Origin of the sequence: Chryseobacterium lathyri, assembly GCF_003290185.1 — a bacterium.
Classification (GTDB): domain Bacteria; phylum Bacteroidota; class Bacteroidia; order Flavobacteriales; family Weeksellaceae; genus Chryseobacterium; species Chryseobacterium lathyri.
In genome coordinates this window covers 198,241-215,825 of record NZ_QNFY01000003.1, presented here as the reverse complement: position 1 = coordinate 215,825, position 17,585 = coordinate 198,241, and the positions used below count along the sequence as shown (strand labels likewise).

At 36.1% G+C, this 17,585-nt stretch carries 15 protein-coding genes and 1 tRNA gene; 5 read left to right on the top strand and 11 right to left on the bottom strand.

Annotated features, from left to right (window positions below; all coding sequences use genetic code 11):
• Positions 1–3 precede the first annotated feature (3 nt).
• The 3 genes from DRF61_RS05155 to DRF61_RS05145 all read left to right on the top strand — a co-directional run bounded on the left by DRF61_RS05155 (position 4) and on the right by DRF61_RS05145 (position 2,225).
• A complete protein-coding gene (locus tag DRF61_RS05155) occupies positions 4–759 on the top strand; it encodes a UbiA prenyltransferase family protein (protein ID WP_111954737.1) in 756 nt (251 codons plus the stop codon).
• Positions 760–762: 3 nt separating this feature from the next.
• A complete protein-coding gene (gene recF, locus DRF61_RS05150; RefSeq protein ID WP_111954735.1) occupies positions 763–1,866 on the top strand; it encodes a DNA replication/repair protein RecF in 1,104 nt (367 codons plus the stop codon).
• A gap of 62 nt (positions 1,867–1,928) precedes the next feature.
• Complete coding sequence (locus tag DRF61_RS05145; RefSeq protein WP_111954733.1) at positions 1,929–2,225, top strand: DciA family protein; 297 nt, start codon at positions 1,929–1,931, stop codon at positions 2,223–2,225.
• A gap of 108 nt (positions 2,226–2,333) precedes the next feature.
• On the opposite strand, the gene DRF61_RS05140 is transcribed toward DRF61_RS05145, so the two are convergent.
• The 3 genes from DRF61_RS05140 to DRF61_RS05130 are packed head-to-tail and all read right to left on the bottom strand — an operon-like array spanning position 2,334 to position 6,113.
• On the bottom strand, positions 2,334–4,364 hold the full coding sequence (locus DRF61_RS05140) for a recombinase (RefSeq protein ID WP_111954731.1): 2,031 nt from the start codon (positions 4,362–4,364) through the stop codon (positions 2,334–2,336).
• Between the two features lie 13 nt (positions 4,365–4,377).
• Positions 4,378–5,022: a monofunctional biosynthetic peptidoglycan transglycosylase gene (mtgA, locus tag DRF61_RS05135; RefSeq protein WP_111954729.1), complete on the bottom strand. Its 645-nt coding sequence runs from the start codon at positions 5,020–5,022 to the stop codon at positions 4,378–4,380.
• A 44-nt stretch (positions 5,023–5,066) separates the two neighbouring features.
• Positions 5,067–6,113, bottom strand: coding sequence for an ABC transporter substrate-binding protein (locus DRF61_RS05130; RefSeq protein WP_111954727.1), 1,047 nt, complete (start codon positions 6,111–6,113; stop codon positions 5,067–5,069).
• 59 nt (positions 6,114–6,172) lie between these two features.
• Between DRF61_RS05130 and DRF61_RS05125 the strand changes: the two genes are divergently transcribed.
• Positions 6,173–6,246, top strand: a tRNA-Arg gene (locus DRF61_RS05125).
• Positions 6,247–7,098: 852 nt separating this feature from the next.
• Here DRF61_RS05125 and DRF61_RS05120 read toward each other — a convergent pair.
• From DRF61_RS05120 to DRF61_RS05110, 3 genes are read right to left on the bottom strand one after another with little or no spacing between them, the layout of a single operon-like run.
• A complete protein-coding gene (locus DRF61_RS05120) occupies positions 7,099–8,157 on the bottom strand; it encodes a hypothetical protein (RefSeq protein ID WP_111954725.1) in 1,059 nt (352 codons plus the stop codon).
• A 10-nt stretch (positions 8,158–8,167) separates the two neighbouring features.
• A complete protein-coding gene (locus tag DRF61_RS05115; protein WP_111954723.1) occupies positions 8,168–9,205 on the bottom strand; it encodes a hypothetical protein in 1,038 nt (345 codons plus the stop codon).
• Positions 9,206–9,215: 10 nt separating this feature from the next.
• Complete coding sequence (locus DRF61_RS05110) at positions 9,216–10,268, bottom strand: hypothetical protein (RefSeq protein ID WP_111954721.1); 1,053 nt, start codon at positions 10,266–10,268, stop codon at positions 9,216–9,218.
• Positions 10,269–11,001: 733 nt separating this feature from the next.
• On the opposite strand from DRF61_RS05110, the gene DRF61_RS05105 reads away from it, so the two are divergent.
• Positions 11,002–11,817 carry a hypothetical protein gene (locus DRF61_RS05105; protein ID WP_111954719.1) on the top strand — a complete coding sequence of 272 codons (816 nt, stop codon included), beginning with the start codon at positions 11,002–11,004 and terminating at the stop codon, positions 11,815–11,817.
• A 396-nt stretch (positions 11,818–12,213) separates the two neighbouring features.
• Here the strand turns inward: DRF61_RS05105 and DRF61_RS05100 are convergent, their stop codons facing one another.
• The 5 genes from DRF61_RS05100 to DRF61_RS05075 form a co-directional block, all read right to left on the bottom strand.
• Positions 12,214–12,543 carry a helix-turn-helix domain-containing protein gene (locus DRF61_RS05100; protein WP_111954717.1) on the bottom strand — a complete coding sequence of 110 codons (330 nt, stop codon included), beginning with the start codon at positions 12,541–12,543 and terminating at the stop codon, positions 12,214–12,216.
• Positions 12,544–12,554: 11 nt separating this feature from the next.
• Positions 12,555–12,995 carry a transposase gene (locus tag DRF61_RS05095; RefSeq protein ID WP_307724880.1) on the bottom strand — a complete coding sequence of 147 codons (441 nt, stop codon included), beginning with the start codon at positions 12,993–12,995 and terminating at the stop codon, positions 12,555–12,557.
• A gap of 52 nt (positions 12,996–13,047) precedes the next feature.
• The gene (locus DRF61_RS05090) at positions 13,048–14,070 is read right to left on the bottom strand and encodes a hypothetical protein (RefSeq protein WP_146897005.1); all 1,023 of its coding nucleotides are present in this window, start codon (positions 14,068–14,070) and stop codon (positions 13,048–13,050) included.
• 478 nt (positions 14,071–14,548) lie between these two features.
• The gene (locus DRF61_RS05080) at positions 14,549–15,601 is read right to left on the bottom strand and encodes a hypothetical protein (protein ID WP_111954711.1); all 1,053 of its coding nucleotides are present in this window, start codon (positions 15,599–15,601) and stop codon (positions 14,549–14,551) included.
• A gap of 215 nt (positions 15,602–15,816) precedes the next feature.
• Positions 15,817–17,385 carry a helix-turn-helix domain-containing protein gene (locus tag DRF61_RS05075; protein ID WP_111954709.1) on the bottom strand — a complete coding sequence of 523 codons (1,569 nt, stop codon included), beginning with the start codon at positions 17,383–17,385 and terminating at the stop codon, positions 15,817–15,819.
• Positions 17,386–17,585: the final 200 nt, after the last annotated feature.

Below are 17,585 nucleotides of genomic sequence, written 5' to 3'. Positions count from 1 at the left end.
TAAATGAACTTCTTAAAAATACTGAAAAAAACTGTCATTGACAGCCAAATTTATGTCTCCATTATGGGAACTTTATTTGCAGTATTTTTCATGAAAGAGCAAAACACATTCCGTTTCCCCACTATCTTGTTAATTTTCATCACTTATTTCAGCGGTTATCTTTACACGAAATACCAGTATACCAGACACTTTTTTAAAATACTGATTCTAAATGCAGCAGCAGGCATTGTCTGTGCTTTTCTCATCATTCATAACCATAATGAAATAAGACTTCTGAAATGGTTTATTATTGTGGTTCTGGGATTACTTTACAACAGTTTTTTCCTGGAGGTCTATATCCGGAAGATTCCATTACTGAAAGTATTTTACGTTGGTCTGGTCTGGGCATTGGTCAACTGCTGGCTTACACTGCCGGAATTCAGTTTTCCTATTTTTCTGATCAGCTTCTTTTTTATAACAGCACTCGTCCTGCCTTTCGATATCCGGGACATGGAAAGTGATACGGTACAGACTTTTCCAAAGCTGATAGGCGTTCAGAATACAAAATACATTGCCTACGTGCTTGTCTTTATCAGCATGCTTATTGCCACATTTTACCTTAGACCAGTTTACGGGACTGCATTTTTTCTATCGGGAATTATGACCTTTATTTTGATCTATTTCTCTGAAAATAAAAGAGATGACGCGTATTTTTCTTTCGGGATAGAAACCTGTTCTGCACTTCCTTTTTTATTTTTACTAATAATGGAGTATTTTTGACGAATGATTATCAAAAAGCTTTCCCTTTACAATTTCAAAAACCATTCGGAGAAGAAGTTTGAATTTTCTCCGCAAATCAACTGTTTTGTGGGAAACAACGGCGCCGGAAAGACCAATATCCTGGATGCGCTGCATTATTTATCGGTAGGCAAGAGTTTTTTAGGGAATACTGATTTTAACAACATCAAAAGGGAAGAAGATTTTTTCACCATTGATGCTGAAGTCCAGAATGAGGACAGTGAAGATATTATCAAGATTTCTCAGCCCAAAGAGGCTAAAAAGATCATTAAAAAGAATGATAAAAGCTATGACAGGCTTGCAGATCATATCGGCTATCTGCCAAGTGTAATGATCTCACCATATGATTCCAACCTGATTTCAGATTCGGGGGAAAGCCGGAGAAGATTTCTGGATTCTATGATATCCCAAACCGATTCGGAATATCTTTTTGACCTGATTCAATATCAGAAAACGGTACAGCAGAGAAATGCACTGTTAAAATATTTCGCAAAAAACAGAACCTGGGACAAGGATTCTCTGGAAATTTATGATGCCCCGATCTCAAAATTCGGGACCAATATTTTTGAGAAAAGAAGAAATTTTGTCGAGAAACTGGGGCCTATTGTTCAGAATTTTTATAAAATTATTTCCGGAGGAAAAGAAATGGTTTCTGTTTACTATCAGTCTGATTTAAGTGAAGGCTTTGACTCTGCTCAGCCTGAGAAAGCTTTTCAGACACTTTTAATGGAAAGCCTTGAAAGAGACCGGATGCTAACTTATACTTCAAAGGGAATTCACAAAGATGATCTTCTGTTTGAAATGGATCATGTGCTGATCAAAAAAATAGGTTCACAGGGACAGCAAAAATCTTTCCTGATCTCTTTAAAGCTGGCACAAATGAGTCTTGTGAAGGAGCTAACGAAAAAAACTCCGATCCTTCTTCTTGATGATATTTTCGATAAGCTTGATGACACACGTGTTTCCCAGTTGATCGAGCTGGTTAATCAGGAAAGTTTCGGGCAGATTTTTATTACAGATACACACAGGGAACGTACCGAAAGTGTGGTGAAGAAAATTAATGAGGAAAGTATAATTTTTGAGGTTTGATAAAGTTTTAAGATTATTTCTCGAATATCAGATGCCAAGCCCCAAACCCAGAAAATCACCCTATGAAGAAGAATAAAAAACGCGAATTTCAATCCTCAGAACTTGTAAAATCTTTTGCAAGGATTCATGGTTTTGAACATAAACTGATCGCTTTTGAAATTAAGGATTTTTTGGAAGATTATCTGGATGAAAGCCTTTTTAAGGAGATCAAGAGCGTTAATATTGAAGATAAATGTATTATGATCAGGATTGATTCTCCTTTGCTTAAACATGACTTTCAGATGCGGAAAAGTTTTTATCTTAAAAAGTTTCAGGATAAGTTTGGAGAGGATAAATTCAATGATATTCGCATTTTATAGGTTATTTACCAAAAATATAATTAGAACAACCCGTTAATTTTAGAGCATTTGCTGTGCATGCTGGACACAACTTCCAACAAAGTGTCCAAGATGCTTTAGTCAAAAAAATTAGTGTTCTTCCGGTTTATTAGCAATGGTATTGCTCATCAAATCATCTGCTTTTTTATCCAATCCTGAACTTAAAGGTAAGAAAAACTTAAACGGATGCTTTACAAAATACCTGAAAATCTCCCTGTAAATTTCACTCACCTGTCCAAAGTTCATTTTTCTTGATCTGAACGCTAAAAACATAGACAGACTAAAGCTTACCAGAAAATTGAAGAATCCAATCAGGAAAACGGTGAAGAACGATATCCAGAAGGTATAGGAATCCACTGAAAAGTCTTTTCCGTAAAGTCCTAAAGCAAAATTTCCGGCAGCAAAAGTAATATGCCTGATATCAAGGTCCAATCCGAAAAACAACCCCACCGGAGCTGTTGCCCCTAAAAATACCCCAAACCAGAAGTTGGAAACGATTCCCGGCCAGTTTTTAGCATAATATTTAGATAAGCTTTTCGCAAATTTCTTTCCTAAAAAGCTTCTGATAGAAAGATTTTTTGCAATTCTTTCCGGAATCTGGTAAAATACGGAATTATTTCCTATATTCCCTGAAATGATCCCTGAAATAAACAGGTAAAATCCAGCAATACTGGCATGTAATATAGCTTTTGACTTAAACGGATCAAGGTCTTTTAATAATTTATCTGATCGTTCTACAGCTAAATTCTGAGAGAAAAAAACGTCCAACCCGTAAATGATCGCCAGCGCAATCGGAAATGAGAGAAGCACGTTGCCCACAAAGGCAATGAATTGGCTCCTGAAAAGCTTTGATACAAGATGGGCAAATTCAGTATTATTACGTTTGCTGTTGCCCTCTTCTGACAAGACTTTGGTCATCGTAGCAGCAGTCATTGCGGGCTGTTTTGTTGCCAGCGTAAAACCCATCAGATAGATCATGATGAACCCCATAGCATAGTTCATCGAGTATAAAAATGCATGTGAAAAATCGCTTCCGGGAATATAACCGTAAAGCATTTTCAAAACACAAAGCGCACCAACAATAATTCCACCTCCACTGGCTTTATAAAACATGGTCATATACTCCTTCCGGGTAGATGTAATGTAATGGGTACCGGTTTCTGCCGTATGATTGGTAATAAGATGCGAGAGCAGACGTGTGCTGTCGTTAATCAGGTCTGCAATATTATTTTTATGGGATTTGTAGTTAAGTATATTAAAGATCAGCTGTTTAGATTTTATAGTAATATCCTGTTCATTATCAATCACTAAAAGCTGTACGATCTCATAGATCCTTTCGGTCTGCTGACGGATCTTCAGCAGCGACTGATTGATCTTTCCGGAAATCCCGTATTTAGCAGAATTTTTAAAAGCAATATTAACAAATTCATGACAGTGCTCTGTATAGATCTTGATCTGCTTGTAGCGGCTGTCTTTGGAATGAAGCTGCAGCCCCGGATCATTTTTAAGGTCTTCGGTGAGTGCCTCCAGCTCATTCTGAAGTGCCAGAAAAGGATTATCCAGGTTTCTGTACTGGGGCGCCATTCTTACGACCTCAACTTCCATAGCCATCCCTGTAACACGCCAGGAAAGAATGCTCATAGAGAAGATCAGTTCTTTCTTGACATTCGGTTTAATGATAAAATCTGTAGCTCCAAGAAGATTTAAAAACTCATCAATTTCATTCTCCGGAAGGTTGTGAAGATATTTCAGATCGCTTTTGGGCCTGAAACTCACGTTATCAATCATGTACCACACCGTTTTTTCATTTTCTACGGGCGGAAGTATTTTATTAAGGATTCTTTTTTTAAGTTCCGGAAAGAAAGCATTTTCTGACAGAATATTGGCTTCAGTAAGGGAAAGGTTAAAAGGTCTTCCTTTGAAAATATTATGGATGTAATGTTTAAAATTCTCAGCAAAATCCGGATTATTTTTTAGAAAATTAAGGACATCTGTAAAATCTGCCCTTTTAATGCTCTCTAAAAACTCGGCAAATGGTTCTAAAGAAATAGTCTCGTTCTTAAAAGAGAAATATTTTTTAAGAACTGACTCAAAATTTGTGCTGGAATTAAAAAATTTCATTGGGGCAAAGATACTATTTCAAACTCACATTCCTCATCTGTCTCATGATCCAATTGTGTTTCTTTCTTAAATAAGGGGATGGATTTTTAGGATCATATTTCTTTGGATTAGGCAATACGGCAGCAATCCATGCTGCATCCGAAGCACTTAAATCTTTGGATGATTTTCCAAAATAATACTGAGCCGCAGCTTCTACTCCAAATACGCCCTGTCCCATTTCGATGGAATTCAGGTATCTTTCTAAAATGATATCCTTACTCCATACTTTCTCGATAATGAAGGTATAAACAGCCTCCAGCCCTTTTCTGAGCCAGCTTCTTCCCTGCCAAAGGAAAATATTCTTTGCAGTCTGCTGGGAAATGGTGCTTCCGCCACGGATCTTCTTTCCTTTCTCGTTATTCTTCATAGCCTTCTCAATGGCTGTATAGTCAAAGCCGTTATGAGTAAAGAATTTCTGGTCTTCTGAAGCAATGACCGCTTTTTTAACATTATTCCCCATTTCATCATAGGAAATATAATCCCTGTGCAGCTTTCCAAATTCAAAAAGACCTCCAATCTGCGTGATGGTAATCGGCGGATTAAAGAATCTGCCCCAAATAATAAAAACTACATTCAGGACAAGAATAATAAAGATAGCCTGTTTAACTTTTTTCCACATAATTTTGTTTAAAAAGAACTGCAAAAATAAGCAATTCACCCGAGTTATTGAAGCTCTTTCATATAGGTTAACTGATATTCCGGAAGAAGTTCGGGATGGAAGATTCTGATGTAATCTTTCAGGACAAGATCGGCCCGTACAGCACCACTTTCGAAAAAGTCATTGGCTTTCAGTTTTTCTTTTCCGGCAACGGTATAGATTTTTCCTTTGTTGAATACCTCCAGCTTTCCGTAGAAAGGATTGCCGGTCAGCATTTCTTTTTTTGAAGTGTGATTTCCTGCATTCACCCAATACTGTACTTGGCCTGATTTGGCATATACTTCTTCAAAGCTCATCGTGAGAGACTTTTCTTCTTTATTATCTTTCATGATGTAGGAAGCATTGGCATCTGTAATATAGTTGGCCACAGAGGTTTTTCCGCCAGGAAGATACCATACATCTCCGTACATTTCATTGGCCAGCACCATAGGGTTTTCTTTTGCTTTCAGTGCCAGCTGCTTCAGGTGATTATAATTCTTTTCAATTTCCTCATATTTAGCTTGAGCTTCTTTTTCTTTTCCGAAAAATTCTCCAAAAATCTTGATATAGGCTGCTTTTTCTAACGGAAGCTGCTCCATATATTCATCCAGAAAAACCACCTGAATGCCATTATTTTTTAGGAGTTGATAGGCGTTGTCAAAACTTGCGATATAATTGGTGAAAACAGCATCCGGCTTCATGGAAATGATTTTTTCCACATCATATTTCTGTTCACTCCCTACATTCTGGATCTTACCCTCTTTTAACAGATTCTGAATTTTCTCTGAATAAATGTACTCCGGACTTGAGACTCCGACAATCAGATTTTCGGCTCCCAATTCAGAAATGTATCCTGCCATGCTCGCATTTAAAAGGATAATTCTCTTAAACGGAGTCTGACTTGATTTAAAATTATAGGTAAAATTTCCTGACTTCAACTCTAAAAGGCCGTCATGCTCTTTAAATTGGGTCCGACTGGATATGTTGGTCCAGTCCGAGGACGAATTTTTTTGTTCTCTTTTACAGGAGATTAGCGCTATAACCGTAAATAAAAGTAAAATTCTCTGTTTCATCTTTCAAAGAAAAGAAAAAAGTGCTATATTTGCAAACCTTAAAACATCAAGGAAATGACGGCCTCGTGGCGCAACTGAATAGCGCATCTGATTACGGCTCAGAAGGTTACAGGTTTGAATCCTGTCGAGGTCACAAGACGGGGATTTAGATTTTTTGAATTTAAATTCCCGTTTTTTTTGTTGAGATAATTTCCCTCTAATCAAGAAGATAGCATGAACAAAAGAGTTAATTTTGGTAGTTTGAAAGTAGCTTCCATTAAAAATTATCTTTTCAGGGTATATCAAACTCACGATCGCTCGTTTATCCATAGTGCTAGCTTTTATATATCTCTCTGAAATATTTCCAACGATTTTTAGTGCTTTGCTAATCTTATCTTCTACCCACTAAGCCGATAGAGAGCCTAATTATCTTTTAATAGATTAATATTAACAATGTAAAATTAAAATAACAAAGACAATATATCTTGTATTCGTTTGAAATAACATAATTTGATATTGCCATATTCTAGACATATTTATGTTTCCTCGAAGAACTGCATAGGAAAACTGTAAAACAGATGCTTGATGCGGAGTTAGATTCTCATCTGGATAATGAAAAACCCAGATAGCTGTCCAGATAATCGGTTATGTCGGCTACTGTATAGCAATCCATAATTCCACATTCTGATTTAGGACTTATTTTCTGAAGTTTCGTTCTGTTGGCTCTATATTCTTTATTTTTCTTTAAATCAAGCTATCAAAAAATAGTATGTGGTCCGAAGTTACAAACTTTGCAAAGCTGTGAAATTTGTTTGATCAATATTCCAATTAATTCCATCTGTAATCAGCCAACTCACAATGTTATTCTTAAGAGCTATTCTGCAAGATATTTAAAAAAATATTTGGTCATCAAAGTAGTATTACCAGCCTAATTCATTTACAATTCAAAAACAGACTACCCACCCTTTCAATTTAATTGTATCCCATTCATGATTTAGTAGATTTGTTATTGCCCTAAATAAACAAAATAATTAGTGTTTAATGCTGCCGGCTGTATGTTGATAGGAGTTGCAGCTCCTCCGGTGCTCACCGTATAAGTGTGATTATGTCCGATTGATGAAGAAGTTATATTATAGAATCCCCCACCTCCGACAACCGTTCCTGCGAGCCAGTATACATGGATATTATTTTCGCCGCCAAACGCGGTAGTAGTTCTGATCCTTTGATAAGTCATTGTATGGGAATGCCCCGCTTCCGCATCGGCTGTATAGCTGAGGTTGACATTGGGTAGATTGGACCTGGTAAGAGTTGCTGTATTACTTCCTGAAACTGCACCGGGAGCTGCTGTGGTTCCCATAGAATATCGACCTGCCGCATTGGGCAGCAACGTGGTTATTCCTAATATATTTGATGCATTATTTTGGGCTGTTTCCGGAAGTGTGCTAATATTTCTTCCGTCCAGCAGATACCACCCATCATGATCGGCTGTAATCAATGAAGGTTTTACATCTCCCACATCAAAAAAGTCAGGATTATGCATAAGTACACCCTGCGCAGTAGATATAACACCGGCTACCTTGTTAAGAGTTTGAATTCTGACAGTACCGTCTACATCAATGGTTTGAGTGGGAGAAGTAGTAAGTACTCCCATAGTAGAAGAGGTTCCATCCAGATAAAGGAATCCCGGACCTATATTAAGTTGTTTTCCATCCTGATTGACTTGCCGGTTTGATGTTAAAGTCCCGTTTACAGTATAAATGTTTTCATTATTACTCCCGTCTCCTGTAAGAGGAAACCAGGTTCCTGAACGAAAATACCAAAATCCCTTTCTGGTAATTATCACTCCGTTATCTGTTAACGAATAAGCCAGCTCTGATTCATCAGGATTTTGCATGCTTTCAATCTGAAAAGCGGCTTGACGGGGAATTAAGATTCCGTTATTAGTGGAAACTATATCCAATACTGCTCGAGGATTAGCCGTTCCTATTCCAATTAATGGCTTTTGTGCCAGAGAAGGTATAGATAATCCTAAAGAAAAAATAAATAGTATAATTATTCTTTTCATTGATTTAATTTTATTCTCCTAAGTAAATAAAGTAGCTGTATGATATATTTTGCGGCACGATAGTAAGGGGAGTTCCGCTTCCGCCCGTATTAACGGTGCCGGTGTGGCTGTGTGCACCGGCAGCAGGTAAGGTTATCGTTGTAGTTCCGGACACCGTTCCCCTTCCCGCTCTAAAGACATACGCGTTACCAGCTGCATTTTGAGCAAAATTGTATCCGCCGGCAGTTAACGAATGCGTATGTGCTGCTGCTGTCGATGTTACTCCTGTTAAATTAACATTAGGAAGGTTAGCTCTGGTCAGTGTTGTCGTATCAGAACCTCCTGCAGTAAATGGAGTTCCTTGTTTCATGAGTCTTCCATTGGTATTTACCAACGTACTGCCAAGTCCTATTGCTGAAGCATTACTTTGTGCAATGGCTGGGAGTGTCGTTACAGCCCGGCCGTCAAGTTTATACCAGCCATTGTGGTCATTTGAACGCAGAGATTCTTTAACAGTGCCATAAGCTACTTTAGGGCCAACAGATAAAGTTCCGTCTGAGAGAGCTTTTACATTTCCTCCTGTAAGACTTCTAACACGCATATCTCCATTTACATCTACCGTGTAACCCGGAGTATTGTTTCCAATTCCTATTCTCTGTTCCACAGAGTGAATCGAAAGCTTATCTGTATCAAATGATAAATTGCGCCCGTTCATTGTTACGGTACGATCGGAAGTCAGAGTGCCATTATTATTATAAATGTTGATAACTGGCTGAGAGCTTCCTCCCAAGGGACGCCATACTGTATTGTCATAATACCAGAAGCCTGTTTTATTAATAACAATACCGTTGTTTGTAGTTACATAAACCAATTCTCCTGTAGCAGGCGTTGTAATGGATTCTGCCTGTAGGGCAGTCATTCTGGGGATGAGTATGCCTTGTGTAGTGGAGCTGACATCCAATGCTGCATTGGGATTGGCTGTACCAACACCTACATGCTGTGCACTGGCCGGAAGAAAAAAAAGAAGATTGAGTATAGATATAATATTAATCGAAGTTTTACTAAACATAATTTAATTTTTAAATTCCTAAATAAATAAAGTAATTAAGCTGTATGTAGTCAGGATTCAGCGCGATAGCAGCTCCAGTTCCTCCGGTAGGTATAGTGACGGTGTGATTGTGTGCTCCCGATGCTGAACTTGTATAAGTTCCCTCAGAAAGTATTGATCCCACTATTGCCCCTCCCGCCAATTCCCATGAATTGGCATTACCATTAACAGTTTGTAAAATATCCGTTCCTCTTACCTGTGCTGCACCCGGGCTTACCAGAGGATGACTATGATACAAAGTTGTTGTATTTCCGCTAAGAACAAAATTGGGTAAATTAGCTCGGGAAAGAACTACGCTTGCCGCTCCGCTCAGTGTTCCGGGGGGACCTTGTTTAATATATCTTCCTGTAGCATTGGGAAGATTTCCTGCAAGCCCAAGAGCTGTAGCTCTTGATTGAACACTTACTGGTAATGTAGAAAGTGCTCTGCCATTAAGCAAATACCAACCTTCATGATCTGTAGGAAGATAGGAATATTGGATATCCCCATAATGGTTAATCAACCCTGTATCAAAAGACAGTAAACCATCTCCCTGGGTAATCACATTTCCTTTAAACAAATTACGGATTCTCATTCCTCCGTTAACGTCTAATTTTTCTGTTGGAAGATTGGTGTTAACTCCAATATTACCTGTACTTCCGGATATAAACAGTTTGTCGGGCCCAATATTCATATCATGATTGTTAAGACTTACAATTCTGTTGCCGGTAAGAATGCCATCAGAATTATAAATATTCTCACCTATTGAATTATTGGCGATAATGGGGTTCCAGGTAGTGCCGTCAAAATACCAAAATCCAATAGTATTAACCACACTACCTGTATTAGTTGTACTGAAAACCAGCTCCCCTTCAGTTGGCGTATTGATTTGTTCTATTTGAGCGGCAGTCATTCTGGGAATTAAAACTCCACTTTTATCCGACACAATATCTAAGGCCGCATTGGGCTTATCTGTGTTGATTCCTATTTGGGCGGAAATCAGGGATGCAGTAAGCACTCCTAAAGTGGTCAATAATTTTTTCATGCCTTAATGTTAGTTTTATGTATACTTATTTTTGTAATTGTTTTATTACCTGAAGTAAAAAAGGGTAAATAAAATGCATGATTACAAAACGGTTTTGTTGATTATTTAAAATTGCTGAGTATGCAGATAAAATAAAATATGGACAAAAGTAGAAAAGTATAGGGCTGGTAAAAAGATAATATCTTGTCTTTTTCGGGAATAAGTTAAAATACAATAAATGTATAAGTATGTGTATTGCAATATGTTATATTAAAAAATAACTTTTGTAACAAAAGCTTTTTACAAAGTTACTTTAAGATAAATTTAATGATTAACTAAGACAAAACATTCCTGAAAGCAGAATTTTGAAATTACTTCTTTGTTGCGAGGATCTTTCCAACCATTTACGGAACTAATTCAGAAGAATTATAAGTGCAATCTATTGCAAATCAATATTATTATAGCAAAAAAATAAATGGTCATTTTCCTGAAAATGACCATTTGTTATATTTCTGCATAACATAATGAAAACTACTTTTGTGATCTTTAGTAGGAAATCTTTCAAATGAAATTACAATTTATTTCATTCTGATTTTTTAAGAGGAATGCTATCTATAGCGCAAGTAGGCATTAATAATATTAATCAGGAAAATAAGTAAAATATCATGTTTAATACAGTGAAATCAGATGTTTTCGCAGCAAATAAGAAATTCAACTTCATATAAATAGTATAATTATTAGTTTTTAGGTTATTATGAAAAACAACATTCTCCTTTTAATGTTTCTGGTTGCATGCAATCCGTTTGTAACAGCTCAGGTCGGTATTCTGACCTCAAACCCACAAGGCCCTTTACATGTTGATGGTGCAAAAGATAATCCTGCTACAGGAACTCCGACTACCATTCAGCAGGTAAATGATGTAATAATAACTCCGGAAGGAAGTCTAGGTGTGGGTACCATTGCTCCAGATTCCTCCTCCTCTGTGGAGGTTAACACAACCAGTAAGGGATTTCTTCCTCCACGGATGACTAATACTCAAAGAGATGCCATCGCTTTACCGGCAACGGGATTAATGATCTATTCAACTACCAGCAAATGTCTGCAGACAAATATTGGTACCCCTGCTTCTCCCAATTGGGGATGTGTAGCGGTACAAGGCAGTACAGGTGCCCCGGTTGTACAAGTAAATTCTTATACTCCTAATACACCGGCTGGATCTGCGGCAAGTGAAACCTGTCTTGGAAGTCTCTGTGTGAGACACAATGGTAACGCAAGTGAAGGAAGTATTTTGTTAAGAAGTAATACGGGTGCATCAATTCCTAATTCAAGTATAGCAGGATTTCAGGTTGCTACCAGCGGAATTAACATGGGAGATACTGAAATTGTAAGTTTAACTACATCTTATACCCAATTCTACAGGGGAGGCGCCAGTGGTGGCGAATTTATCAACTATCAGGTATGCACAGGTACTGGTGAGAATTATAGAATTTTTTTGACAATGGTGGCACCGGTACTTAATCCAGGTGCAGGAAACGGAATGTATCTTCTCAATCTTGAAAAAGTAAGATAATACCACATAAAGCATTCTTAAAGTCGGTCTTTACGATAATTGGCAGATGTGAAACCAATATGATAAAACGCACCTGCTTATCAGGTGCTTTTTTAGCAAAGTAATTCTTGGTGGCATCTAAAATTTTTTTTATTCTCAATAGAGAGTAGTTTATAGCTGTTATCTCAAACAAAAGCTGGTTGTTGCATAAGATAAAGCCTTATGACTGTTAATTTTGTTGAATCAATACTACCTTTGGTTTTTTGATCAAAGGCTGATTATCTAACTTTTTGTATTTTCTCTGAATCAATATGGATATTAACTTTATTTAAAAAGAAAATCAAGTTACTTGTGATAGCAGAACTCTGCATATTTATTCACACTTTCTACATATCCAACGACATACCACCTGTAATATCAAAGTTTATATATTCTCTTCCATCGTGTAAGAGTATTCCTGCTGAGCTTAAAGTGCCGGGCTACCTGGCTGTTGTTGAGGCTGTTTTTATCCTGATACTCTAATATTTCCAGAATTACTTTTTCATTGTATGATCTGTGTGCCTGATTAAAATGATCAAACTCTTTTTCTATACTTTTAAAAAGAATTTTTTCAAGGTTAATAACATCCAATGGCGAAAGATTGTCCTTTGACAGTATTGTTTGGCATTTCCATTTCTTTTCAGGATATTTTAGTTCAATAAGATCTGTATAAATTTTTATATAGTCTGGGTTACCTTGTTTTTCCAATAAAAATAATTTTAAGTATTATCAATTTTTTTGTATTTGCTGATCCATTTATAAAGGGTAGTTTTTGGGATTTTATATTCGTCAATGACCTGCCGTATTGTTTTTTGTTCTGTACTGATAAGTTCCAGAATAAAATCAATCATTACTTTGGTATAAATATTTTTGCGGAATTGAGGGAGTTCAGATTTTTGGTTCGAATCTTTATTATCAGGTGAAAAAGGAGGTGAAAAAAGTACGAGATGCTGAGTATAGATGCGGAAAAAATCATATTTCAGCAATTTGCTCCATTTTAGAAGAATACCTGTATTCATATCTTTTTGTTTATACATTTCTTCGATATCTTTCTCAATACAATCAAAAAAATTGCATATGCGGGATACTTTTATATTGCATTCCGATACTCTTTTTTCAATAAGGTTACCGATGTGTATGTTTTTATAAATGATTGACATAGAACTCTCTTTTTAAAGGATCATTTTTTATTGATAGAATTATGCTGAGATATTATTTAAGTAATGTCAATGTAAAGCTATTCTGAGAAAAAGAACCTCTTGAGGTATTTGTAGTACAGCCTGGAGAAGAAGACCCTCTTACTTGCATATAATATGTTCCGACTGTCAGGTAAGCAATATTCGAAGTATAAATAAAGTCATAACTACTAGAACCGGTAGGTACATGGATATCCTGCGCAGGAAATGCAACATTTACTGCTGCTGTTGAGCTTTTGCTCAAATTATAGGCAAGAAAAGCTCCACAACCCGCTGGGCTTTTATCGGTAATAAGACGCGGTGAAACAATATAATACCCTGGAGTAGTAACAACGGCGTTTGCTCCAAGGTAGGTCATAGCCGCAGGGATATTTACACTGGTACCTGTTGTAGAGTTAATAACAAGTGCAGAACCCGTAGTGTCACGCCAAGTGGCTACACCACTCGCATCAGAAACCAGAACTTTACCTTCTCCCTGTGTTCCGTCTGCAATTTTTATTGCTCCCGGAGTACTTCCGTTGTCAATATCTAATCTTGTAGCAGGAACTGTCGTTCCCAATCCTACTCTGTTATTTAGGGCATCGATATTGAAAGTAGTATTGTCTACCTGAAAATGACTGGTTCCTGTAGTGGCAGAAGAAGTAAAAGAAAGAGTTTTGTCGCTCATCGTTACCACTCTGTTTGATTCAAGAGTTCCATTGTTTTTGTAAATATTGGTGTCCTGATTTATTTTTTGCCAAATATTTCCATCAAAAAAGTAATATCCCTCTTCTGTAATGTTTATTGTCTTTGGTGATGCTATACTTACGGCCGAGGTAGCATAGATGATGTTCCCTTTTTGATCCATCGTATATTGTGCATCTCCGGCTTTGATCTGATCTCCAGCAAGTCTTGGTGCAAGAAGTCCTTCCGGTCTGCTGCCATCAGTTGTTTTTGCCGTTACATCGAAGGTTGATTTTGAATTGCTTGTGTTGATCCCTATTTGGGAGAATAACAATTGAGTACATAGGAAACATAATAGTAGATTGATTTTTTTCATTCTATAAAATTTAAATATGATGTATGAATCTGATAACGCCCTGGATATGCTTATTAAAAACGATGTAAAAGTAGATGAATAGTGTATTATCGAAAAAACAATATCTTATTGTTTTCAGGAAAATGACAAGACATAAAAATGGTATAAATGTAAATATATCAATACTTTGTAATTCATTTTTAAATTTATCATAAGCGCTGTTTCTACAAAAAAGAGAAAATGATTTAAGATGAATTTTAATGAGTAACAAGAACATAAACATGGCCGGTTCTTCGGCCATGTGAGTAACCTGCAGATAAAATTGAGGGATGTTCTGCATCGTTAAAAATCATATGTGCTTTCAGAATCATCAAAGAAGTTAATCCGTTAGTTCATAGATAGGAATTTTCAAAAATTTATGAGCTTATTGTTTTGATGTCTTGCTTAACGCCTAACAATAATCAGTTGTTGTGTTGTTAATCCTAATAAGAATAATATATTATCTTTGAAATTCTACAAAAATATATCCTAGTGCTCCAAAGCCAAGTCCGTCTCCATCTGCTATATGAAAACTTACTCTATAGAAGGTTTTATCTACATAAGAAAAGAATGTAAACTCTGCGTGGCCATCCTGCGTACAATTGATAGGAATCAAAGCTGGATTAGGATTGCTTGGTATTCCGGCTCCTATATTCGCAAATGTCGGAGTTATGGTTAAGGGAACACTGTTAATAAATCCGGAACCATTTTGTGCAGTTCGAGATATTCCGTGGATAATCCCCGTATTATTGGTTCCTGTTGTTGTTCTTACCTGCATATAAGAATCCGTATTTGTACAGGTCGTAGATGGATATCGAAATTCTAAAGATCCTATAGCCACAGAAGAACTTGTGGGAGTCGTTGCATTAATATTAAACGACCTGAATGAGGTGGTTATGGAGCTCTGTACCACAACATTACCATTAGCATCAATTCCCAGTGGTGACGTATTTGATGAAGGTGTAGTTGTATTGTTCATATTGGTAAATTTCAATCCTGAAGATCCGTCTACACCAGATTCAATTTCCATTTTTGCCGTTGGCGTGCTGGTTCCTATTCCTACCCTGTTATTGGCAGCATCCACAGAAAAAGTGGCGCCGTTTACAGAGAAGGCATTGGTAGATGTCCCGTTAAAAGCCAGGGTGTGATCCGCTTGTGCCACCGTTCTGTTTCCTGTAAGTGCTCCGTCTGAACTATAAATGTTAGCATTGAGTTTCGTCCAAGTTGTTCCATTGAAAAAGTAAAAGCCCGTATTATCAATATTAACGGCATTCCCGGTTTGTGTTCCGGTTGATGTATCATTAACATAAATAAGGGTTGAGGTTGGGATGCCCGTCATACTCTGGGCTCTTTGCCTGTTGATCCTCGGAATCAGCATTCCGTCTACTGTTGTTATTGTTCCTGTTGCTTCTTTTGCTGCAATTTCAAAAGTTGCAGAAGGAGTTGATGTATTGATGCCGACCTGGGCAAAAATTCCGTAGGGAACTAAAAAAAGCAATAGTAGTTTTTTCATTTTTTTACTCTGGATTTAATTAAAAATGTTTGGGAAATGAGGTCAACTTAATTTATGCAATAGCTTTTATCTCAACCAGGATATTATAGAGTGATTGTTTTTCCTGATTGTGTGGCAAAAGTATCCCGTCAATTGTTAGGGAAAAAGAAAATACCTTGCTTTTTTCAGGAAAAAGACAAGGTATATTTATTTAGTAAAATTCTGATTAATAATACTTAATCTTCTTTTTCTTGAATTTCTTCCTGCAGGTATTTTATAAATAGCGAAGGAGATAAAGAAGTCACTTTCTTGAATATTTTGCTGAATTTGCTATGCGAAGAAAATCCCACCTCATCTGCTAATGAGGCCAATTTAAAGTTCCGGTATTGAGGATCATTTTTGAGTTTTTCAATAATGTAATTAATCCTCAGCTCATTAATATAATTATTAAAGTCTTTCTCTTTATGAGTATTGATAACATAAGAAAGATATTTGGTATTGGTTTCAAAACGGCCTGCTAAAAAGGGAAGGGAAATATTTTTATTATTAAAGAGATTTGTTTTTTCAAATTTATTCAATTTTGCAAGCAGTTTTCCTTCTGTTTCTGAACTCATTAATACAACGGCCTCATTATTTCCTGCTTGATGAACCGATATATCAATTTTTTCTGAGGCGATAGGACTATCAGTACTGTTTTTTATATTGGATTTTCGAAGTATCTGTTTAAATTTTTCAATATTTTTCCTTTGTTGTATTTTAGATCTTATATATAATGTAAGGATAAGAATAAGCAGAAGTCCGGTAATGAATATAAGATAGTTTTTCTGAATACTTTTTTTCTCTGTCTTTATTATTTTTTTGTCAAGCTTGGTATAGGATTCATCGATAAACTGACGAGTCTTTGACTCTATTTTCTTCTCTAACGTGTCTTTTCGTTGGTCTGTAACCTTTAGTTTTTCAATATTTTCAGTCTGTAAATAATATTGTTTCTCCGTAGTGTAAATCTCTTTTTTTTGTTCAAGGTTTTCTGTTTTTTCAGATACTTTTTTGGCGAGATCCAGATATTGTTTAGCTTTTGACAGATTTTTTTTTTCTAAATATACATTAGCAAGGCCAATGTAAATATAGCTCGTAGTTTCATTTTCGGGAAAATCTTTAACTAAGTTTAGAGCCTTCTTATAATGATATAAAGAAGCATTAATATTTTTCAGATTGTAATAATTAGACCCAAGCATCTGTTCGTTATCAGTAGTAAAAAAATCTTTTTCTTTTATAACATTGAAATGAAGCTGAGATTGTTGAATATACTGATTGGATTTCTTGTATTTTTTTTGATCCATTTCGTAATAGGCCATTTCCTGCAGAATTAATCCCTGGATTTTATGTGCTATTAACGTATCCTTAATCATTTTAGCTGTTTTGAGAGTTTTTTGAGCGTATTTTTTTGACTGGCTGTAGAGTTCAACACCACGATATTGGCCAGCTAAAAAAAGAGAAATCCGTGCTTGCCAGTTTAAATTATCCGTATTCTCAATAATTGTTTCAGCTTTTTCAGCATACGATAAGGCTCTGTTAAAATCTTTCGCATCTCTGCAAAGGTTAGCAGAAAGCATTAAACTTTTTGCCTGAAGGGTCGGTGTTCCAGAAATCTTATATAAAGAATCAGCAATATAGAGTGCTTTTTTGAAATCTTTGGAAGCGGTTTCTAAATAGGTTTTGTTATATAATTTATTATATGCATCTAAATCCTGGGCATTAACAAGCGCACACGCCACAAGATACAGAAGAACTAATTTTTTTTTCATTGATTATTTTTTCTTTAAGGAATTCCGATAGTATATAAAAGTGAATTATAAAGTTCTTTTTATCCAAAATAGCAAAGACATAGAATAGTTAGTTGACATACTTTAAAATATTAAAAAAATTAAAGATTAAAGAATATGGTTAAATTATATTTCAAAAATGAAGAATAAAATTCATATTTCAATATATAGATTAACAATAA